The organism is Fodinicurvata halophila, from assembly GCF_042651425.1.
In the GTDB taxonomy this organism is placed as follows: domain Bacteria; phylum Pseudomonadota; class Alphaproteobacteria; order Kiloniellales; family DSM-21159; genus Fodinicurvata; species Fodinicurvata halophila.
Genome location: NZ_JBHSCW010000007.1, coordinates 335,185 through 355,557 on the forward strand (window position 1 = coordinate 335,185; position 20,373 = coordinate 355,557).

The window sequence follows — 20,373 nt, forward strand, 5'->3', positions numbered from 1 at the left end:
CCGGACCCGGCCATCCCTGGAACGAGCTCTGGTGTTGCCCCTGGCTGGAGGGCTTGCGTTTGACTCTGAATGAATGCATTCGTATACATTCGGATGTAATTCACTGAGAACAAGCGTTGAGAGGGCCTGTTGCGGTGACCTTCACAGCGTTCGCGGAGCAGGGGCCGAGAGATGCCTGAACATGACCATCTTTCCCGGCAGGAGTGGGACGTCGTCGTCGTGGGCGGCGGCAATGCTGCGCTCTGCGCCGCCATCGAGGCGGCCGAGGCCGGGTGCCGGGTGCTGATCCTGGAAGGCGCGCCGGCGCCCTATCGTGGCGGCAATTCCCGGCATACCCGCAACTTCCGCTGCATGCACCAGGGGCCGCTCTCCGTGCTGACGGACAGCTACGGGGAGGACGAGTATTTCGACGACCTGATGCTGGTGACCAAGGGCGAGACCGACGAGGAGCTGGCGCGCCTGGCGATCCGCTCCTCGGAAGACTGCCTGCCCTGGATGGAGGCGCATGGCGTGCGCTTCCAGCCCTCGCTCTCCGGCACGCTGTCGCTCAGCCGCACCAACGCCTTCTTCCTGGGCGGCGGCAAGGCGCTCGTGAACGCCTATTACAACACGGCTGCGGACCTGGGCGTGAGTGTGGCCTACGAGGCGCAGGTGACGCACGTGGAGGTGAACGACGGCCGCTTCGAGGCCGTGCAGGCGGAGATCGCCGGCGCGCCCTGCCGCATCCGCGGGCGGTCCGTCATCCTGGCCTCGGGCGGATTCCAGGCCGACATCGACTGGCTGGCCCGGGCCTGGGGCCCGTCGGCGCGGAACTTCCTGATCCGGGGGACGCCCTACAACAGGGGTGTCGTCCTCAACGACATGCTGGAGCAGGGCGCGGAAAGCGTGGGCGATCCCACCCAGTGTCATGCCGTGGCCATCGACGGTCGCGCGCCGAAGTTCGACGGCGGCATCGTCACACGCTTGGACTGCGTGCCCTTCTCCATCGTCGTGAACCGCGAGGCCGAGCGCTTCTATGACGAGGGCGAGGACGTCTGGCCCAAGCGCTATGCCATCTGGGGGCGACTGGTGGCGGCGCAGCCCGACCAGGTCGCCTATTCCATCATCGATTCCAAGTCCATCGACCTCTTCATGCCCTCGGTCTTCAAGCCCGATCAGGCCGACACCATCGAGGAGCTGGCGGAGAAGCTGGAGCTGCCGCCGGACAGGCTGACGGAGACTGTGACGCGCTTCAATGCGGCCTGTGGCGAGGGGACTTTCTATCCCACCGAGCTGGACGCTCTCGCCACCCAGGGGATCACGCCGGCCAAGACCAACTGGGCGCGACCGATCAGCGAGCCGCCCTTCTACGGCTATGTCCTGCGGCCGGGGGTGACCTTCACCTATCTGGGCCTGAAGGTGGACAGCACGGCCCGGGTCTCGGGCGCCCAGGGGCGCTACGACAACGTCTGGGCGGCCGGCGAGATCATGGCGGGCTCGATCCTGGGCCAGGGCTACCTGGCCGGTTTCGGCATGACCATCGGCACCGTCTTCGGACGCATCGCGGGACAGGAGGCCGCCGCCCATGTCAATTGACATCGTCCAGGGCGTGCAGACGGAGCCGGAAAGCGACGAAATCCAGGAAGCCCGGCGCCAGGTCGAGATCTGCAACGCCTGCCGCTATTGCGAGGGCTATTGCTCGGTCTTTCCCGCCATCACGCGCCAGCGCCTCTTCGCCGAAGGCGACATGACGCAGCTGGCGAACCTCTGCCACAACTGCCGCGGCTGCTATTACGCCTGCCAGTACACCGAGCCGCACGAGTTCGCGCTGAACCTGCCCAAAGCCCTGGCCGAGGTGCGCAGCGACAGCTGGGAGAGGTTCGCCTGGCCGGGCGGGCTGGCGCGCCGTTTCCAGGAAAGCGGCGTGGCGCTGGCCGGGGCCCTGGTGGCGGGATTGGCGGTGGTCTTCGCCCTCATCCAGACGATGCGGCCGGACAGCGGAGCCGGTTTCTACGCCTATCTCTCGCACGGCCTGATGGTGAGCCTCTTCGCCCCGGCCTTCCTGCTGCCGCTGGTGGCGGTCGGCGTCAGCCTGCGCCGCTATTGGCGACATGTGGGCGGGGCGCCGGTGAAGCTGGCCCATCTCACGGCGGCCGTCCGGGATGCGTCCCGGCTGGGCAATCTCTCGGGCGGCCAGGGGCAGGGCTGCAACTTCGAAGAGGGGACGCGCTACACGAACCGCCGGCGCTGGCTGCACCAGGCCGTGCTCTATGGCTTCCTGCTGTGCTTCGCCTCCACCTCCTCGGCCACACTCATGCACTACCTGCTGGGCTGGGAGGCGCCCTATGGCGTTTTCACGCCGCCAAAGCTCCTGGGTGTTCCCGGCGGGCTGCTGCTGATGGTCGGAACGGCCGGCATGGCCTGGCTCAAGACCCGGGCAGCACCAGAGCTGGGCGCGCCGCGCGTATGGGGCGGCGAAATGGCCTTCGTGCTGCTGCTCTTCCTGGTGGCGGCCAGCGGCCTGGTCCTCTATGCGGCAACCGGGACGGCGGCGGTGCCCACCCTGCTGGCCCTTCATCTGGGGGCGGTGCTGGCCTTCTTCCTGCTGACGCCCTATTCGAAGATGGTGCACGGCTTCTACAGACTGGCCGCCCTGGTGCGCGATGCCCAGCAGAAGGACTCGCGCCAGGCCGGGTGAATCGCGCGGCCAGGCAAGGGCGGCAGGAGATGGGCGAGCTTTCCATGCGAAGGCATGGATGGGATGGTGTCCTCTGCCGGACCACTCGTGAAAGCGGAGAGGCCATGTACAAGACGATCATCGTTCCCATCGACCTGATGCACGCCGAGCGTATCCAGCCGATGATCCAGGCGGCGCGACGCCTGGAGGGCGAGGGCGCCACACTCATCCTGACCAACGTGATCGAGGATGTGCCGAGCTTCATGGAAGCCCAGCTTCCGGCCGGCGTCATCGACCGGCTGAAGGAGCAGGCACGCCTGCAGCTCGAGGAATTGGCCGAGGGGAACGCGCCCGGCTGCGAGATCGAGGTGCGCCCCGGCCAGCCGGCGGCCGAGATCCTGGAGCTGGCCCGTGAGCGGGGTGCTGACCTGATCGTCATCGCCTCTCACCAGCCGGGGTTCGGCGATTTCCTGATCGGCTCGACGGCGGCGCGGGTGGTGCGCCACGCCGACTGCTCGGTGCACGTGATCCGCTAGCGGTGCGATCTCACTCGCTGGCCTCGGGTGTCATGACGATGCGCCCGACGACCCGGCCCGCGCGCAGGTCCTCCAGCGATGCTTCGGCCTGGTGCAGCGGGCGCCGTTCGATGGGCAGCTCCGGCAGGCCGGTTTTCCGCACCAGGTCGACGAGCTCGCGCAGTTCGCCCAGGTTGCCGTTGTAGCTGCCGCTGATGGTGAGCGCCCGCATGGGCAGGTAGGGGATGGGCAGGTTGATGTCGCCGCCCATCAGGCCGACGACCACCACCTGGCCGCCCTTGCCCAGCAGGTCGAGGGCGAGCGTGAGCGAGGCGGTGTTGCCCACCAGGTCCAGCACCGACAGCACCTCGCCGTCCGCCGCCTGTCGTATCGTCTCGGCGGCCGCCTCGGCGCCGGGGTCGACCACGGCACGGGCACCGGCCTCCAGGGCGGCCTGGCGCCGGGCGGCATCGGGCTCGACGACGATGGCGCCGGGCGCGCCCATCCGCTGCATGAGGCCGAGCGCCATCAGCCCCAGTCCGCCGGCGCCCATGACGACCGTGGGGACGCTTTCCAGCCGGGGGCCGAACTTCCTAAGCGCACTGTAGGTGGTCAGCCCCGAACAGGGCAGCGGCGCCGCCTTGACGGGGTCCAGCCCCGCGATGTCGACGAGATGGCGCGCCGAGGGCACCAGGATGTGGTCGGCATAGCCGCCGTCGCGATTGACGCCGATGAAGTCCGGCGACAGGCAGAGGTTCTCCTGCCCGGCGCGGCAGACGGCGCAGTCGCCACAGCCGATCCAGGGATAGACGAGTACCTGGTCGCCCGGTGCGACGCCGTGCGCCCCCGAGCCCAGCGCGACCACCTCGCCTGTCGTCTCGTGGCCCAGGGTCAGCGGAAAGCGGATGCGCTCCTTGAACGACAGGCTGCGCCCCTGGCCCAGGTCATAGCCGCCCTCGGCGATGTGCACGTCCGAGTGACAGACCCCGGCGCCGGTGACCCGCAGCAGCACCTCCTCGCCACGAGGCTCGGGCAGGGGCCGTGTGCTGACCTCGAGCGGCTGGCCGAAGCCGGTGAGCTGGCAGCAGTGGAGCTCGGTCATGGTCGAGTCCTGACTTTGTTTGGCGGGATGGGCAATGGCAGAACCGATGTATCGGCAGCCCGGACTATGAGCGCGCGAGAGTGTAGGAGGCAAGGGAAAGCTGGGGTCACTGCCCCGCGAGCATCGCCTTCAGACGTTGCGCGTCCCGGGCGGCGTGGCCCTCCTGGTCGTTGTTGAAGAAGCAGTAGACGTCGCGGCCTTCCGCCTGCCATTGCCGGAAGCGGCGGGCCCACTCGGAGAGGGCCTGGTCGGAATAGCTGCCGTTGTAGGACTCGTCCGGGCCGTGCAGCCGGACATAGGCGAAGTCGCCCGTCACCTCGACCGGCGTGCCGGTGCCGGCAAGGTCATAGATGCAGAAGGCGGCCTTCGCGCGGTCCAGCGCATCGTAGATCTCGGGGGTGAACCAGGACTCGTCGCGGAACTCGAGGGCATAGCGGCCGTTATCGGGCAGGGCCGCAAGGAAAGACGTGAGTCGTTCGACATCGGCGCGCCAGCGGGGCGGCAGCTGGAACAGGATCGGGCCAAGCTTGGCATCCAGCGCCTCCACCACCTGGAAGAAGCGCTTCGTGCTCTCCTGCGGATCCTTCAGCTTCTTCATGTGCGTGATGTAGCGGCTGCCCTTGCAGGCGAACCGGAAGCCCGCCGGCGTGGCGTCGCGCCAGCGCGCTAGGGTTTCGGGATCGGGAAGCTGATAGAAGGTGTTGTTGATCTCCACCGTCTCGAAGCGCTCCGCGTAGAAGGGGAGGAAGTCGCTCGAATTCATGCCCTCAGGGTAGAACGGCCCCACCCAGTGATCGTAGTGCCAGCCGGAGGTGCCAACGTGAATCATCGCAATCCCTGCTCACGATGAAGACGGGCGCTTCCCGTCTGTCGTCGCCGGATCCAGGAGTCGCCTCTGTCTTCCGGTTTCGATAGTGCTCCACATATGTGGTGGCGTGACGTCACTGCAAAGGAAGGCCGCCGTTTGTGTAGGCGATAATTTAATGGATGCATTCTTGACAGCTTAACTTTCACCACTTCATTCTCTCAAGTATCCAGCTGGTTACTTATGTCAGCTTCAAAGATTATAGGGAGGAAACAATGAGGCGTGCTTTTATGGCGACGGCTGCAGCGATCTTCATGGCCGCTCCGGCGGCCGCTCAAGAGGGATCCTGGCAACCGGAGGAGCCGGTAACGATTATCGTGCCCTGGTCGGCAGGTGGGTCCACCGACAGTGTCACGCGCGTGCTGGCGAGTGAGCTTGAAGAGGCACTCGACCAGACCGTTGTGGTTACGAACCAACCGGGCGCTTCAGGCTCGGTGGGCACGACGAATGCCTGGGAGGCAGATCGAGATGGCTTGACCTGGACGGCTGGCGCGGCCGTGGATCTTGGCAGCTATCCGGTCCTCGGCATGCTCGATGTACCGATCGAGGAGTGGCGGCTCTATCTCCACATCGCGAATGTCGCGGTGGTAGGGGCCAATCCCGATGCGGGATACGAGAATTTCGGAGACCTGATCGACGCGATGGAAGAGAATCCAGGCGAGATCACGGTTGCCACCGCAGGGACGACATCAGGCGGTCACAATGCGATGGAAGCGATCGCTCAAGCGGCCGGCGTAGAGTATCGGCATGCGACCTATGACGGCGGAAATCCTGCGGTGCTGTCAACGGTTTCGGGTGAGACGGACATCACCACACAGCTCGCGTCCGAACAGGCTGAAATGATCCGGGGCGGCCGCATCGAGCCGCTGGCTGTCCTTGCGGATACGCCTCTGGAGATCGAGGGCTACGGTGAAATTCCGCCGGTCACCGAGTGGATTCCCGACATCGTGACCGCAAACAACTATTTCGGCATCTGGGCCCCCAAGGACATTCCCGAGAACGTCAAGGCGACAATGGATGAGATCTGGGAAAACCAGATCGCGAACAGCGAGGAGCTGCAGGAGTATGCAGCTCAGAATGGCGCAATCTTCGATCCCTCCTATGGCGAGGAGGCGCAGGAAAAGGCGCGCCCGATCCTGCGGCAGAATGCCTGGCTGCTGTACGATGCCAACAAGGCGGAGAACAACCCGGAGGAGTTCGGCATCGAGAGACCGGAGTGACGCCCTGCCAACTCCATGGCACTCTCCGGAGCTAACCCGCTTCGGAGAGTGCCCACGTTTGTGCTTCCAGGGAACATGATCGCCTTTCCATGCAGGGTCTCACCTATTTCCTCGACGCCATTGCCGATATCGTCACCAGCATTCAGATCCTGGATGTCTTCTGGGCGACGCTCCTCGGTATAATCGTTGGCATGCTGCCGGGCCTGACCGCCACACTCGGCGTGGCCCTCATGACAACCCTGACGTTCGATATGGAGTCGGGGCGTGCGATCCTGATCCTCATCTGCATGTATGTTGGGGCGATCTATGGCGGCAGCCGCAGTGCGATTCTTCTGAACATTCCCGGCACACCGGCCAATGCAGCGACCTCCATGGACGGATTTCCGCTCGCCCGGCAAGGAAAGGCCGGATCGGCCATGGCGATTGCCACGAGCGGCTCGTTCATCGGCAGCATCATCGGCATCCTCGGACTCGCCTTAGTGGCGCCGGCACTCGCCGAATTTGCACTCGATTTCGGTGTCTACGAGTTCTTCTGGCTGGCCTTGTTCGGTGTGGTGGTGGCCGGACAGCTCACGGCGTTCGACGATCCCATCAAGGGATGGATTTCCGGCTTTCTGGGCCTGTTCGTCGCCATGATCGGCCAGGAAGGCATCCATGCGGTGGCACGCTTTTCCTATGGGTCAACGGATTTTGCGGGCGGCATCGGCCTCTTGCCAGCCATGGTCGGCGCCTTCGGCTTTGCCGAACTCCTGTCCGTCATGCGACAGGACGCATATACCGTGGTGCAGACCAAGATGGACAGTGTCCTCTCCGGCATCCGTTCTGCCCTGAGTTACAAGATCACCGCCATACGCTCGGGCCTGATCGGGACCTTCATGGGACTCATTCCCGGCGTTGGCGAAGACATGGGAGCCTGGGGCAGCTATGCCGCCGCCCGCCATAGCTCGAAGGAGAAGGACAAGTTCGGGCACGGCTCGGTAGAGGGGCTGGTCGCGGCCGAGACCGGGAACAATTCGGCGGTATCGGGCGCCCTCATTCCCGTTCTGACACTCGCCGTGCCGGGCTCCGCTCCGGCTGCCGTACTCCTGGCCGCGATGATCATTCATGGCATCCGTCCGGGACCGATGATCATGATCGAGTCGCCGGACTTTGTCTTCAGCGTTGTCGCCATGGTCTTCATGGCCACGGTGGCCATGGCGATCCTCGGTCTTCTGATGACCAAGCCGCTGCTCCTGATACTCCAGGTGAAACGCGAGCGGCTGATGCCGATCATCTTCGTGCTGTGCACGGTCGGCGCCTTCGCGATTTCCAGCCGGCTGTTCGACGTCTGGATCATGCTGTTCTTTGGCGTGTTCGGCTTCCTCCTGCGCGAGATGAAGTATCCGATGGCGCCCCTGATCCTGGGTATCGTGCTCGGCGACCTTCTCGACAAGAATCTGCGCCGCGGACTCGTTCTCTCCGACGGCGATCCAACTCCCTTTTTCTTACGCCCGGTAAGTGCGGTGCTGTGGGTCTCGCTCCTGCTTCTCGTGGTTCTTTCCATACCGCCGGTGCGGCGTTTGTTCTCGCGCCGGCGTTCGAAGGAGGTCTCCTCATGAAGCCTGGTCTCCTCACACGGCTCGATTTCGTGTTTTCCATCATTCTCACTGCCTTCGGCGTTGCTGTTTTGGTGGAGAGCTTGCGGATGACCCGCATGGAGGGGGTGGACGTCAATCCCTACTCCTTGCCGGGTATCGTGCCGGGCTTCCTGGGAGCCTTGTTGGCGCTTTGCGGGATCATCCTGTTCGTCCGCTCCGTTGCCGCGGGGGGCTGGCGGCTTGGTCTTTCGCGTCAGGCGTTTGCCGATTTCCTGACCAGCTCGGCCACGCGACGCATGGCGGTAACGCTTGTGTTGACCCTGGTTTATGCCATCGTCCTTTTCGTCTGGACGCCGTTCCAGCTGGGCACTGGCCTGTTCGTCTTCGCCTTTATCGTCACGACGGAAGCGCTGGCGTTGGGTCGCAGGCCGTCCTGGCGGGCGATCGCTTCGGCCCTGGTCCTGGCAGTGATCTGCGCCTTCGCCGTCAGTTACATCTTCGAAACGCTCTTCTACGTGCGCTTACCGGGATAGCTTCATGTATCTTTCACTTTGCAACGAAGTCCTGCGAGATCTTCCCTTTGCCGAGCAATGCCGGGTCGCGGCGGCGCTCGGCTATGAGGGGCTGGAACTCGCGCCCTTCACCTTCGATCCGGAGACCCCGCACGAGCTGCCCGCTGCCAAACGTCGGGAGATCAGACAGATTGCCGGGGATCACGGCCTCTCGATCGTCGGCTTGCACTGGCTTCTGGTCGCCCCCAGGGGCCTGTCGGTGACAACGAGCGATGTCGAGCTGCGCCGACGCACGGTGGACGTGCTCCACAACCTGGTAGAGCTCTGTGCCGAGCTGGGCGGCCGCGTGCTGGTTCATGGCTCTCCGCCGGCGCGACGGGTTGAAGATGCGGAGAGCCCGGATGCGGCGCGTGCAAACCTCGTCGAGTGCCTCGCTTCGGTTGGCGAGGCCGCACGAAAGGCGGGTGTCGTCTATTGTATCGAGCCGCTTGCCCCCTCCGAGACAGCACTGGTCAACACGGTCAGCGAGGCAGTGGCCATCGTGAAGGAAATCGACAACCCGGCCCTGCGCACCATGATTGATACCTCCGCCGCGGGGCGGGCCGAGAGCGAGCCGGTGGACAAGGTGATTCGCGACTGGTGGCCGTCCGGCTGTCTCGCACACGTTCAGGTCAATGATCGCAATCGCCGCGCCGCCGGGCAGGGGGAGGACCGCTTCGGGCCCATCCTCCGGGCCCTGAGAGACGTGGGATATGAAGGCGCGTTGTCCGCCGAACCATTCATCTACGAGCCCGACGGCCCCACGACGGCGGCCGTCAACGCTGGCTATCTCAAGGGCCTGCTGGAAATTCTGAAGGAGGAGACATGACGCTGCGGCTGAAAGTGGTCGACAGCCGGGTCGGCATCCACAATGCATTCACGCGCATGCCGTTCCGGTTCGGCGTCGTCACCATGACAGCGGCGCCCGTGGCGACGCTGGAAGTGACGGTGGAAACGACGGACGGCCGGCGCGAGCGTGGATATGCCGGCGATTTCCTGGCCTACAAGTGGTTTGACAAGCGGCCCGAGAAGACGGCGGCCGACAATGTGCATGACCTTCTGTCGGCCATGCGCGAGGCCCGGGCCATCTATCAGCAGGCGGAGGCGGACACACCCTTCGCCCTGTGGCGCAGTCTGCATCCGGAGATAGAGCGTGTCGTCCTCGAGACCGGCTTCAATCGCCTGGGCGCCTCCTTCGCCTCCTCGATGGTGGAGCGGGCCATCATCGATGCCGCGGGGCGCCTCTCGGGCCAGAGTTTCCACCGGATGGTCCATGACGATACGCTTGGCATCCGGCCCCAGGAGGTCCTGCCGGAACTCTCCTCCGACGACATGCTGGCCGCGCTTCCGGAGACGCCGCTCGAGAGGGTCGCCCTGCGCCACACGGTGGGCCTTGTCGATCCCCTTTCGGCGGCGGACGTCGAACCGGATGCACGGATCGATGACGGATTTCCCGAGACCCTGGAAGCCTACCTGCACGAGGACAAGCTGCGCTATCTCAAGGTGAAGGTTTCCGGAGAGGCGGACAAAGACATAGATCGCCTCACGCGCATCGCCGAGATCCTTCGCCAGCACGACCGTCCGGTCTCCATCAGTCTGGACGGCAACGAACAGTACAGAAGCATCGACGGTTTCGCCGAGCTGATGGAGCACATTCGCGCGACGCCTGCGCTGGCCGACTTCTACAAGGCCATCCTCTTCATCGAGCAGCCCCTGACACGGGACGTCGCCATGGACGAGGTGATCGGACCTGAGGCAGCCGCCACCATCGGCCGCCCCCTCATCATCGATGAAGCGGATGGCTGGACCACGGCGTTTCACGAGGCGACACGCCTTGGCTATCACGGGGTCAGTCACAAGAACTGCAAGGGCGTTTTCCGGTCCCTGGTGAATAGCGCGCTTGCGCATCGGCTCAATTCGCAGGCAGGAGAGCAGCGCTATTTCCTCTCGGCGGAGGATCTGACCACCCTGCCGGTGGTGCCGCTTCAGGCCGACCTGGCCGTGGTCGCCACGCTGGGAATCCCGCATGTGGAACGCAACGGGCATCACTATTTCCGCGGCCTGGACCACTTGCCCGGTGAGACCCAGGAAGCGGCCCTCGCCGCCCATCCCGACCTATACGAACGCCGGGCGGGGGGCGTCTCGCTACGGATTTCCGAAGGGGGCCTGCAGGTGTCGTCGCTTCAGCTGCCGGGCCTGGGCGTCGGTACGCCGCCGTCCCTGGAGACAGCGATTCCGGAGGAGACCTGGAGTTTTGACATGCTTGCGAGAGAGGACAGCTAGCGTCCGGGTTTTTAGAAAGCCTCCTTACGGCAAGGTTGTCCTGTATCCCGGGATCATCCGGCTCTTGGAGAGTGTTGCATGGGCCCTCCCGCATCGTGATGATACGCAGGACGGGACCAATGGCGGGGGAGAAACGAGGATGATTTGGCAGCGTGATATCAGGGCCTGTTCAGCGGGTCCCCCCAGACGGGCGGCAAGGCCGGCCTTCCTGGGGTGGTTGCCTGAAGGGGCCGCCCGACGCGCCAGGTCTCTTCTCTTCCGGGTCATTCCGCCTGTCGCGGCCCCGTTGCCGGAGGCGGGCAGTGTCCTCGCAAGGCCCGGCCTTCCCAGTTCCCGGACCGGTGGACGCTGAGATCATGGCGGAGGTGGACTCCAGGACGGGCAAGGACCGCAAAACCGTCACGACACGCGATCCGGTGCGCACGCGCCGCAGGATTCTCCAGGCGGCGACGGAGGAGTTTGCCGCCAAGGGTCTCGAAGGGGCCCGAACGGACGAGATCGCACGCCGGTCCGGGGCCAACAAGCGCATGATCTATCACTACTTCTCCAGCAAGGAGGGGTTGTTCCAGGCGGTTCTGGAGAAGGCCTACGCCGATATTCGCGGCAGCGAGAAGCGTTTGCGGCTGACCCAGCGCGATCCCGTGGACGCAATGGCGCAACTTGTAGGCTTCAGCTTCGACTGGTTTCACCGGCATCCCGAATTCGCCAAGCTGCTGAACGAGGAGAACCTGTATGAAGGCGTGCATGTCGAGAGTTCAGCCAAGGCGCGTTCGCTCAACATGCCACTCGTCGACATGATCCAGGAGCTCCTGGAGAGAGGCGAGGCCTCCGGCCAATTCCGCTCGGGCGTCGATCCGGTGCAGCTCTATATATCGATTGCCGGCATCAGCTATTTCTTCTTCTCCAATCGCTTCACCCTCTCCGCCATCTTCAGCCGGGATCTTGCCTCGCGCCCGGAGCTCGAGCAGCGGCGGCAGCATGTCATCGACGTGATCCTCGGATATTTGCGCCAGATCGATTGACGCCCTCGGGGGTGCAGGGTTACAAGTAACCGGTCGGTTACTTGAGGATGATATGTGCGCTTACGAGGTTCCTGTCGCAGTCCCTACAGCCTGGTGCGCGAGGGGTGTAGAGACCGCCTTCACTTCCGTTTCCGACACATGCCGCCAGCGGGCTCTGCCGGGCGCCCGCGTGAGTGCGAACCTTCAGGACGTGGTGAGCGGCGCGGGCCGTCTCGAAGCCCTCCGTTGGCGGTCTCCCTGCAAGCGGGTCGAGGCCGGGCCAGCCACCGCCGAGGGGCACGCGTATGCCGCCTATCCCAAACTGAATGACCATGAGCTTGCCGACGGCACGACAGAGTGCCGGCTCGGCTGGAACAAGACCGGGAGGAAACGATGAGCCATTCCGAACGCATCGGCATTGTCATGCACGGCGTCACTGGACGCATGGGCATGAACCAGCATCTCATACGCTCAATCCTTGCCATACGCGATGAGGGCGGCGTCACGCTCTCCGACGGGCGGAAGGTGCAAGTGGACCCGATTATCGTCGGGCGCAATGCGGGAAAGCTCGCCGCGCTTGCCGAGGCGCACGGCATCGAGCGCTGGACCACGGATCTCGATGCCGCCCTTGGCGATCCGGGTGACTCCGTGTTCTTTGACGCCGCCTCCACGCAGCTCCGCGCCGGCCTTCTGAGGCAGGCGGTGGAGGCGGGCAAGCATGTCTATTGCGAGAAGCCGGTCGCCGAGACGCTGGACGAGGCGGTAAGTGCGTGGCAGTCGGCGGAAGCCGCGGGCGTGAAGCACGGCGTGGTGCAGGACAAGCTCTTCCTGCCCGGCCTGCTCAAGCTCAAGTCCCTGGTGGACAGCGGTTTCTTCGGCCGGATTCTGTCGGTGCGTGGCGAGTTCGGCTATTGGGTGTTCGAGGGCGAGGATGAGCCTCCGCAGCGCCCCTCCTGGAACTATCGCAAGGCGGAGGGCGGCGGAATCACCCTCGATATGCTGCCGCACTGGCGCTATGTGCTCGACAACCTGTTCGGCGAGGTCGAGTCTTTGAGCTGCCTGGGCGCGACCCATATTCCCGAGCGGGCGGACGAGCAGGGTGCGCGCTATCAGGCCGATGCCGACGACGCGGCCTATGCCACGTTCCAGCTGGCCGGGGGAATTGTCGTGCAGATCAACAGCTCCTGGACCACGCGGGTCAGGCGCGACGACCTCGTGACCTTTCATGTCGACGGCACCAGGGGCAGTGCCGTGGCCGGCCTGTTCGACTGCTGGATTCAGCCCCGCCAGGTGACGCCGCGCCCCGTCTGGAATCCGGACGAACGCCAGACCATGAATTTCTTCGCCGACTGGCAGCGGATGCCCGACAACCGGGTCTATGAGAACGGTTTCAAGCACCAGTGGGAGATGTTCCTGCGCCACGTGCTGGAGGATGCTCCTTTCGCGCATGACCTCAAGGAGGGTGCGAAGGGAGTCCAGCTCGCCGAACTCGGCCTGCAGAGCTGGCGCGAGCGGCGCTGGGTCGATATTCCGGCAATCGGAGGGTGAGGCAATGACGAAGATCAGGCTTCCCGATGCGAACGGCACGGTGACCGACTACACGCTGAGAGGGACCCCGGCGGCGCCCCCGTCGTCGGAGGCCTTGCGGTTCAATCGTCGGGCCATCGCAGCGGTTCATGTGGTGCCGCAGCCGCTGGCGGCGGTCGACCCCTGGCTCGAGACCGCCCTGGACTGGGATCGGACCATGGCCTATCGCCACTACCTCTGGGACCTGGGCCTGGGGGTTGCGGAGGCGATGGACACGGCGCAGCGGGGCATGGGGCTCGACTGGCCCAGCGCGCTCGAGCTCATAAAACGCAGCGTCGCCGAGGCCAGGACTCGATCCGATGCACAGCTTTTCTCGGGTGTCGGAACCGACCATCTGAGCCCGGCCGACGCTTCTGGCCTGGATGACGTGGTGAAGGCCTACATGGACCAGGCCGAGGCGGTGGAAGCGGCCGGCAGCCGCATCATCATGATGGCCAGCCGGGCGTTGGCGGCAAACGCCACAAGCCCGGATGACTATGCCACCGTCTATGACAGGGTCCTGGGAAGCGTTCGGGAGCCTGTCATCCTCCACTGGCTTGGCGAGATGTTCGACCCCGCCCTGGAGGGATACTGGGGCCGCGGCGACCATTGGCAGGCGATGGAGGTCTGCCTGGATGTGATCGCCGCCCACGCCGACAAGGTCGACGGGATCAAGATCTCGCTCCTGGACAAGGACAAGGAGGTCGCCATGCGGGCACGCCTGCCAGAAGGCGTGCGCATGTACACCGGGGACGACTTCAACTACCCCGAATTGATCGCCGGTGACGGTGAGACCCACTCCGACGCACTGCTCGGCATCTTCGATGCCATTGCCCCCGTGGCGGCGGCGGCGCTGCAGAGCCTCGCCGCCGGCGACCGGGAGGAGTTCGACCGCCTGCTGGCGCCGACGGTTCCGCTGTCACGGCACATCTTCGGGGCGCCCACGCGCTTCTACAAGACCGGTGTCGTCTTCCTGGCGTGGCTGAACGGCCATCAGCCGGCCTTCTCGATGGTCGGGGGTCAGGAAAGCGCCCGCTCGGCCATCCATTTTGCCGAACTGTTCCGTCTGGCCGACCAGGCGGGGCTGCTGCGCGAGCCGGACGCTGCCGTCCGCCGCTTCTCGGCCTGGCTGGATGTGCATGCGGGTGTGGACCCATGACTGGCGAGGCGCTTGCCGGCCTGTCTCTCAACACCGCGACCGTACGCGCGCAGTGGGGCCTCGAGGAGATGATCCCGGCCTGCCGTCCGGCCGGCATTACCGGCATTTCGCCCTGGCGGGACCAGGTCGCCGCGACCGGGCTGGAGGAGACGGCCCGGATGATCGAGGGAGAGGGGCTCGCCGTCACCGGGCTGTGCCGCGGCGGCATGTTCACGCGGGCAGAGGCGGACGGCACCCAGGCCGTCCTGGACGACAACCGACGGGCCATCGAGGAGGCGGCGCGTATTGGAGCGGCCTGCCTCGTGCTCGTCGTTGGCGGCCTGGCGCCCGGCAGCCGCGATATCGATGGGGCGCGGGCCCAGGTGCGGGACATGCTGGGCGTATTGCTGCCGGAAGCAAGGAAGGCAGGTGTGCCTTTGGCCATCGAGCCGCTGCATCCGATGTATGCCGCCGACCGGGCCTGCGTGAACACCATGGCTCACGCGAACGACCTCTGCGACGAGCTCGGCGAGGGCCTGGGGATCGCGCTCGACGTCTATCATGTCTGGTGGGATCCTGCGCTTTCGGATGAGATTGTCCGGGCCGGCCGCCGCATCCTCGCCTTCCACATTTGCGACTGGCTGGTGCCCACGCGCGATCTGCTGATGGATCGCGGCATGATGGGCGACGGGGTCATCGACATCCCGCGCATCCGCAAGGAGGTGCAGGCAACCGGCTATTCCGGTCATGCGGAAGTGGAGATCTTCAGCTCCGAGGACTGGTGGAAACGCCCGCCCGAGGAGGTGCTCGCCACCTGCCGAGAGCGCTACGACTCCGTGGTGTGAGTGGACAAGCCACGAAACGGCCTGCCCCGAGCGTTCCGAGAGTCGAGCCTGCCCTCACGATGACTGGCCGGTACGGGGGCTGGCCGGGTGGAATGGCCGACTCTATACTCGCGACGATGAAAAAGCTTCGAGCCCTTTGGATGGGCGACCTTTCCCTTGGCGATGCCTTCTGGACCTGGGCGGTGTTCGGCGGCCTCCTGGTCAATCTCTCGAGCAGCGGCCTGTTTCTCGTCCTGATCACGCTCGACCTGCCATGGCTGGCGTTGATCGCAGGCTATGGCCTTTCCGTGCCCTACAATCTTGCGGTGATGGTCGGTGTCTGGAGGTCGGCGGACCAGTATGACGGGCCGGCCCAGCATGCGAACCTCGCACGGGGGGCGAGCGCGGTCCTGCTGATCGTACTGACCCTGACGTGATGCCCGCTGAACTCTGGGAGGGTGAAGTCGTCCGGAAGGGGCACTTTGGGCCGAGTTCCAGTACAGCCGCGCGTTCAAGACAGAAGCGGTGCAGCGTATGGCTGTAGGCGCCCAATGTGAGCAAGCTCTCGTGCGATCGGGCTTGTGGCGGATAAGGTGCAAACAGAGCCCGCGCTCCCCTATACCGCACTCGAGGTGAGGCAACAGCAGGACCTCGATTTCCTTGTATGTCTTCTCCGAATGTCTTCTGCCGATCCACCATCGGACCTTGACGCGCTGACGCCTGAACTAAGCCCTGTGGCGAAGCGACGTCGGCTTGAAGGAATTGTCAGGCCCAGGCCGACTGCATTGATATGCGATGTACAGTGCCAGAACCGCATCAAAGCTTATGCAACTGATGGCGTACCAGCCTGGCACAAACGCATGCCCCCCGCCAAACAGCTGCACTCCTGCGTCCCAAACTGGATGGGCACCCCAACCAATAGCCAGCCACCAGGGGGTGACGCGCAAGCCAAGCACTGCCGCTGTACCGTAAAGGATGACCCCAAGGATCTCGAGTGCGACCCGCGCTCCGGGGGCACCACCGAAGACCGCAAACCCAACGTAGATAAGGGCGGCCACAATCAGGACAATAGCGAATACCTTTGGCTCGTTAAGGGTGCGGGCCACGAGTATGAAGATGACGGCAAGAATGACGCCAGCTGGTAGCCAAACTATCCACATGCAAAGAACTTCGATCTGGGCCTGACAGTGATTATGTAGCCGGCGCGGGTATCGAGTAGGGGAGCCCGCCACATATGGTAGCATACGCGCGGCGCGGATTGATGTGCAAGGTGCGGGATTGGCACGGTTTACTTGGCATGCTCACTCTAACCGTCCTTGATATCGCGCGGGCAGTTCAGTCCCGAGGCCGAGATGCCGTAGCCGTCCGGCACCCTGTGGTCGCGCCAGCGCCAGCCCGTGGCATTGTCCGATGTCAGCCTCAGGCTCGGGGCCGACATGCCCCGGAGCCCACAAAGGTCTGATCCAGGCATGCCAAGTAAACGCAAGTCGCCCCAAGAACCAGGCGCGCCGCATCCCTCGACAGCCTGGGAAGCGCAGCCCCGTTGATCGTATTGACCCTGAGGCCCCTATTGCTGAAAGGGTATAGGCCATGTCTCTGGTACAATCCGTTACCGGTCTCTCCGGAACAGATACTCCGGAGGCGTGAGGGATGATGGGGCAGGATATAAAGAGTGAGGGAGCGCCATGAGACACCTGCTGGCAAGCATAACCGCAGCGATGGTCCTGACATTCGCCAGCGTGGCGGGTGCGGAGGATGCGGAGCCGCTGACAGGGGATAATCTGATATTGGATTACAAGGCGGGCCCCGTAGCCCGTGAGATGTCGATCAATTACGTACTTGGCATTCTCGATACCCTGATTCTGATCCAGCACATCTGCCCGCCGGAGGAAACCATGACCATGGGAGAGGCGGCAGAGACTGTGATCCATACGATCGAGGCGGATCGACAATTGCGGGAGGCGGAGATACCTGCGACGGCCATTGCGGCCGCCAGGAGGACTTACCCCTGCGACGGGTGACGATCCATCCTATAGGCCATGCTGTCTCGCTTTGCCTTGCCCCTGGTGGTGGGGATTCTTTTTATGTGCCGTTGTTTCGGAGTGCTTCCAACGGACTCTATCCGGTCGGCAATCGCTCAAATGTCTGCAACGAGGGATCGAGCCTGTCCCACGCATGGCCGCGGATGCTGTAGGTGACCACCTGCGGATTGAACCGGCCCGGGTCGTCAAGACTGGCCGCGTGGACCGCGATCAATTCCGGCATTGCGGCGAGCATCAGGTAGACCGGTGCTCCGCAGGTCGGGCAGAAGGCGTGGATCTTTTCGTTCCCGCTGTCGCCCGCAACCCGCCAGGTTTTCACGTCGCCCGTGATCGTTACATCGGCCTGCCGGGGGAAGGTCAGAAAGGAGGCATGTCCCGTGCCGCTTCGTTTCTGGCAATCGCGGCACTGGCAGTGGTTCTGGAAAATGGGCTCACTGGTCGTTTCATAGCGGATTGCGCCGCAGGCACATCCGCCGGTATAGGATCTGGTCATCGTCAGTCTCCCGCTGGCAGGTTTCACAAGTGGCGTCGCAAGGCTTCAAGCCGATTTTGGCTTGGCGGAAAGGTCAATCCCGCGGCCGGTTTCCAGGAAGGATTTCAGGCTGGAGAGGACGGCCGGCCAACCCTTGCTGATGCCTTTCGCCATGCCGCTGCCGGCTTCGAGTTCGTCATGGGTGACGGTCAGCCGGACCATGTTCTCGTATTCCTCGATCTCGAACGTCACCCGGCTATGGCTGGCCGGATCGGAGGCCTGCGACGCGTTTGCCCAGGTGATGACGAGACGGGTCGGCGGCGAGACCTCGATGACCTCGCCGACGAGTTCGACAGTCCGTTCCTCATTGGCACGGACATGCTCCCATTTCGATCCGGGCGTCCAGTCAGAGACGTTCTCGTGGTCCCAGTAGCGCCTAGCGACGTCCGGTTTCGTTATGGCCTCGAACACCTTTTCCGGTGTGGAGAGGATATAGGTCACGTAAACAAAGCTGGTCGTCTCTTTGGTCATTATTCCTCTCCTTCGAGTTCCTTCTTCAGATCGTGAAGCAGGCTGAGCCGTTGACGTTCGAATTTCCGCACCCATCGTTCGTAGACCTCGTGGAGCGGCACAGGGTTGATGAAATGCAGCTTCTCCCGGCCACGTCGGACTGTGCTCACCAGATTGGCCGCCTCCAATATCTCGAGGTGTTGGGTGGCGGATTGCCGGGCCATGTTCAGGTTTTCGCAAAGCTGGCCGAGGGTCTGCCCGTTCTTCTCGCAAAGAAGATCAAGCAGCTTCCTGCGTGTCGGGTCGCCCAGCGCTTTGAATACCTTGTCAGTCTTGTCCATAGGTCCTGCGTATATTTGAAACCTAATATGCAGGTATTTACCTGCATGTCAAGGAGCAATTGTCAGGGGCTGTTTCCGGCTGAAACCTTGAGAAAACAGACCGCCAAAGCTGGTATGCGGGAAGGTTACCGGCGAGAATCAGCGCGACACCTGCTGCGGTCACGCTCGCCGATGCCATCTCGCTGACCCCCGCGGCCTCCTGCAGTACGACCGTGCCGATCCCCAGGGTGACAAGAGGAATCAGGGCCGGAAGCGTCGCGCCGACGACTGGCCCCAGAAGTTCGGCCGGAATGTTCCCTCGGTCGCGAAGGTGATTCCGGCACCGGCGAGCGTGCTGCGCAGCATGAACCAGAGGTCGTTGGTGGTGATCTGCGGCTCGACTGCGACGTCGAAGGGGATGCCGTCCTCCTCGAATTCCCATCGATAGGGCGCGGACTGCGGCGCGGGCCGACAACCGATGCAGCGATGGCGGACGAGGTCGCGCGAAAGGCTCGGCATAACGGAAGAAGTCGATGACGGCATTTGGCTCGTAAGCTTCATGCACTATGATCTGGGATATATCGACCTGGAGCAGAGAACCTTGCAGACCATAAGCAACCCTTTTGCTCAAAGGGGGTAACCCATGTCTCAGGTACAATCTGTAACCTATCTCTCCGGGTCGGACATCTAGGAAAATGGCGGAGAGGGAGTGATTCGTCTCCCGGGCGCCATCTGGAACAAGAGCTCAATTAAATCAATAAGATAGCCCTCTTGACAAAATCCAAGCTGTACCACTTGACAGTCGCTGTTAACTGGTTCCTTGGGCCCAGGATCACTGACATGCCCAGCCCGCTGAGTCGGGTCTGTCTCGCTACAGCCACCGATAGAATGGATCTCCTCCCGGCGACAAGTGGCTTCCAGGAACTGGTTTCCCTCACTCGGGAAGGTCGGGGACAACTAGAGACCAGCTTGGCGTGTTCGCTATAAGGCTCGCCGTTCACAGCATCACGTCAACCTCGACAGCCCGAACCTCCAGCGTTTGCTCGTCGATTCCGAACTGTATCTTACGCCAGACGCGCTGCTTCAGGCCACCGTGCTTGCGCGCAGGCCATTCGCCTTCGCCCTCTATCTTGATCCCGGTACTGTCGATCAGAAGGTGCAACGGCCCCTTCGACCCACGGTATGGGATGTTCACGGCCAGCGTCTTCAGGCAGCCGGAATGCGTGCTGAAATCCGGTACCGCCCAGTCCAGGTCGACCAGCTGCAGCAAGCTCTCGACGAACCCGGTCGTCTTCCTGGGCGCCAAGCCGAACAGCACCTTCATCGTCAGGCATGTCTGGATCGCCGTGTCGCTGTAGTGGGGCTGCCGTCCGCGCTTGCCCGTGGGCGCGCCCACCCCGGTCATGGCGAGGCCGAACCAGATCGCCAGCGAGCCTCGGCGCTTGAGCGCTTCGTTATAAGCCGGCCAGTTACTGGTCTTGTAGGTCGGGGGTGTCGGTCTGCTCATGCATCCCAGCTACCACGCTGGATTCACGAGATGAATCCCTCACGGGATTTGTGCAACAGAGCCGCTTGAGTCGAGTGAGGCACGCTGATCAGGGTGCTGCGATTTGGTGGTAAACATACCGGCAAGCTTGGCCGAAAGCGCTGACCAGGAAGTGGATTTGCAATAGCTACATATTCCGGATTTGCTTAAAATGAGTCCCAAACTTGGTCGTCTCTTAGTGGTGG

22 protein-coding genes and 1 pseudogene are annotated in these 20,373 nt (G+C 63.8%); 14 read left to right on the plus strand and 9 right to left on the minus strand.

The genetic code is table 11. The features are described 5' to 3' along the window. Nucleotides 1-171 precede the first annotated feature (171 nt). The 3 genes from tcuA to ACFOW6_RS13825 all read left to right on the plus strand — a co-directional run bounded on the left by tcuA (nucleotide 172) and on the right by ACFOW6_RS13825 (nucleotide 3,192). On the plus strand, nucleotides 172-1,575 hold the full coding sequence (gene tcuA, locus ACFOW6_RS13815) for an FAD-dependent tricarballylate dehydrogenase TcuA (protein WP_382422977.1): 1,404 nt from the start codon (nucleotides 172-174) through the stop codon (nucleotides 1,573-1,575). After that, the gene (gene tcuB / locus ACFOW6_RS13820) at nucleotides 1,565-2,677 is read left to right on the plus strand and encodes a tricarballylate utilization 4Fe-4S protein TcuB (protein ID WP_382422978.1); all 1,113 of its coding nucleotides are present in this window, start codon (nucleotides 1,565-1,567) and stop codon (nucleotides 2,675-2,677) included. Before tcuA ends, tcuB begins: the two co-directional genes overlap by 11 nt. A 104-nt stretch (nucleotides 2,678-2,781) precedes the next feature. Then, nucleotides 2,782-3,192 carry a universal stress protein gene (locus ACFOW6_RS13825; protein WP_382422979.1) on the plus strand — a complete coding sequence of 137 codons (411 nt, stop codon included), beginning with the start codon at nucleotides 2,782-2,784 and terminating at the stop codon, nucleotides 3,190-3,192. 10 nt (nucleotides 3,193-3,202) lie between these two features. Here ACFOW6_RS13825 and ACFOW6_RS13830 read toward each other — a convergent pair whose 3' ends face one another. Further along, on the minus strand, nucleotides 3,203-4,273 hold the full coding sequence (locus ACFOW6_RS13830) for an alcohol dehydrogenase catalytic domain-containing protein (protein WP_382422980.1): 1,071 nt from the start codon (nucleotides 4,271-4,273) through the stop codon (nucleotides 3,203-3,205). A 106-nt stretch (nucleotides 4,274-4,379) separates the two neighbouring features. Next, the gene (locus ACFOW6_RS13835) at nucleotides 4,380-5,102 is read right to left on the minus strand and encodes a DUF72 domain-containing protein (RefSeq protein WP_382422982.1); all 723 of its coding nucleotides are present in this window, start codon (nucleotides 5,100-5,102) and stop codon (nucleotides 4,380-4,382) included. A 251-nt stretch (nucleotides 5,103-5,353) separates the two neighbouring features. On the opposite strand from ACFOW6_RS13835, the gene ACFOW6_RS13840 reads away from it, so the two are divergent. From ACFOW6_RS13840 to ACFOW6_RS13885, 10 genes are all read left to right on the plus strand, one after another. After that, complete coding sequence (locus ACFOW6_RS13840) at nucleotides 5,354-6,358, plus strand: Bug family tripartite tricarboxylate transporter substrate binding protein (RefSeq protein ID WP_382422983.1); 1,005 nt, start codon at nucleotides 5,354-5,356, stop codon at nucleotides 6,356-6,358. Nucleotides 6,359-6,447: 89 nt separating this feature from the next. After that, the gene (locus ACFOW6_RS13845) at nucleotides 6,448-7,956 is read left to right on the plus strand and encodes a tripartite tricarboxylate transporter permease (RefSeq protein ID WP_382422984.1); all 1,509 of its coding nucleotides are present in this window, start codon (nucleotides 6,448-6,450) and stop codon (nucleotides 7,954-7,956) included. Next, nucleotides 7,953-8,468 carry a tripartite tricarboxylate transporter TctB family protein gene (locus tag ACFOW6_RS13850; RefSeq protein ID WP_382422985.1) on the plus strand — a complete coding sequence of 172 codons (516 nt, stop codon included), beginning with the start codon at nucleotides 7,953-7,955 and terminating at the stop codon, nucleotides 8,466-8,468. Before ACFOW6_RS13845 ends, ACFOW6_RS13850 begins: the two co-directional genes overlap by 4 nt. A 4-nt stretch (nucleotides 8,469-8,472) precedes the next feature. Then, entirely contained in the window at nucleotides 8,473-9,315 is an 843-nt protein-coding gene (locus tag ACFOW6_RS13855) for a sugar phosphate isomerase/epimerase family protein (protein ID WP_382422986.1), read from the plus strand. Next, nucleotides 9,312-10,769 (plus strand): mandelate racemase, encoded by a 1,458-nt coding sequence (locus ACFOW6_RS13860; protein WP_382422987.1) that lies wholly within the window; start codon nucleotides 9,312-9,314, stop codon nucleotides 10,767-10,769. Before ACFOW6_RS13855 ends, ACFOW6_RS13860 begins: the two co-directional genes overlap by 4 nt. A gap of 302 nt (nucleotides 10,770-11,071) precedes the next feature. Further along, complete coding sequence (locus tag ACFOW6_RS13865) at nucleotides 11,072-11,791, plus strand: TetR/AcrR family transcriptional regulator (RefSeq protein WP_382422988.1); 720 nt, start codon at nucleotides 11,072-11,074, stop codon at nucleotides 11,789-11,791. Nucleotides 11,792-12,163: 372 nt separating this feature from the next. After that, nucleotides 12,164-13,318, plus strand: coding sequence for a Gfo/Idh/MocA family protein (locus ACFOW6_RS13870; protein ID WP_382422989.1), 1,155 nt, complete (start codon nucleotides 12,164-12,166; stop codon nucleotides 13,316-13,318). 4 nt (nucleotides 13,319-13,322) lie between these two features. Further along, entirely contained in the window at nucleotides 13,323-14,495 is a 1,173-nt protein-coding gene (locus ACFOW6_RS13875; protein WP_382422990.1) for a dihydrodipicolinate synthase family protein, read from the plus strand. Beyond that, entirely contained in the window at nucleotides 14,492-15,319 is an 828-nt protein-coding gene (locus ACFOW6_RS13880) for a sugar phosphate isomerase/epimerase family protein (RefSeq protein ID WP_382422991.1), read from the plus strand. The genes ACFOW6_RS13875 and ACFOW6_RS13880 overlap by 4 nt, the downstream gene beginning before the upstream one ends. Nucleotides 15,320-15,459: 140 nt before the next feature. Continuing rightward, nucleotides 15,460-15,735: a hypothetical protein gene (locus ACFOW6_RS13885; protein ID WP_382422992.1), complete on the plus strand. Its 276-nt coding sequence runs from the start codon at nucleotides 15,460-15,462 to the stop codon at nucleotides 15,733-15,735. Between the two features lie 288 nt (nucleotides 15,736-16,023). Here ACFOW6_RS13885 and ACFOW6_RS13890 read toward each other — a convergent pair whose 3' ends face one another. Both ACFOW6_RS13890 and ACFOW6_RS13895 read right to left on the minus strand, forming a co-directional pair. After that, nucleotides 16,024-16,542: a DUF6010 family protein gene (locus ACFOW6_RS13890; RefSeq protein WP_382422993.1), complete on the minus strand. Its 519-nt coding sequence runs from the start codon at nucleotides 16,540-16,542 to the stop codon at nucleotides 16,024-16,026. A gap of 62 nt (nucleotides 16,543-16,604) precedes the next feature. Then, entirely contained in the window at nucleotides 16,605-16,736 is a 132-nt protein-coding gene (locus tag ACFOW6_RS13895) for a hypothetical protein (RefSeq protein WP_382422994.1), read from the minus strand. A 247-nt stretch (nucleotides 16,737-16,983) separates the two neighbouring features. Here ACFOW6_RS13895 and ACFOW6_RS13900 point away from each other — a divergent pair, with 247 nt between their 5' ends. Beyond that, nucleotides 16,984-17,319 (plus strand): Rap1a/Tai family immunity protein, encoded by a 336-nt coding sequence (locus tag ACFOW6_RS13900; protein WP_382422995.1) that lies wholly within the window; start codon nucleotides 16,984-16,986, stop codon nucleotides 17,317-17,319. 97 nt (nucleotides 17,320-17,416) lie between these two features. Here the strand turns inward: ACFOW6_RS13900 and ACFOW6_RS13905 are convergent, their stop codons facing one another. From ACFOW6_RS13905 to ACFOW6_RS13925, 5 genes and pseudogenes are all read right to left on the minus strand, one after another. Continuing rightward, nucleotides 17,417-17,833 (minus strand): GFA family protein, encoded by a 417-nt coding sequence (locus ACFOW6_RS13905; RefSeq protein WP_382422996.1) that lies wholly within the window; start codon nucleotides 17,831-17,833, stop codon nucleotides 17,417-17,419. A gap of 45 nt (nucleotides 17,834-17,878) precedes the next feature. After that, nucleotides 17,879-18,343, minus strand: coding sequence for an SRPBCC family protein (locus tag ACFOW6_RS13910; RefSeq protein WP_382422997.1), 465 nt, complete (start codon nucleotides 18,341-18,343; stop codon nucleotides 17,879-17,881). After that, complete coding sequence (locus tag ACFOW6_RS13915; RefSeq protein WP_382422998.1) at nucleotides 18,343-18,663, minus strand: ArsR/SmtB family transcription factor; 321 nt, start codon at nucleotides 18,661-18,663, stop codon at nucleotides 18,343-18,345. Before ACFOW6_RS13915 ends, ACFOW6_RS13910 begins: the two co-directional genes overlap by 1 nt. A gap of 240 nt (nucleotides 18,664-18,903) precedes the next feature. Then, a complete protein-coding gene (locus ACFOW6_RS13920; RefSeq protein ID WP_382422999.1) occupies nucleotides 18,904-19,203 on the minus strand; it encodes a hypothetical protein in 300 nt (99 codons plus the stop codon). A gap of 451 nt (nucleotides 19,204-19,654) precedes the next feature. Then, nucleotides 19,655-20,149 (minus strand): annotated as a pseudogene (locus tag ACFOW6_RS13925) (IS5 family transposase); the annotation flags it as partial. Between the last annotated feature and the right edge of the window lie 224 nt (nucleotides 20,150-20,373).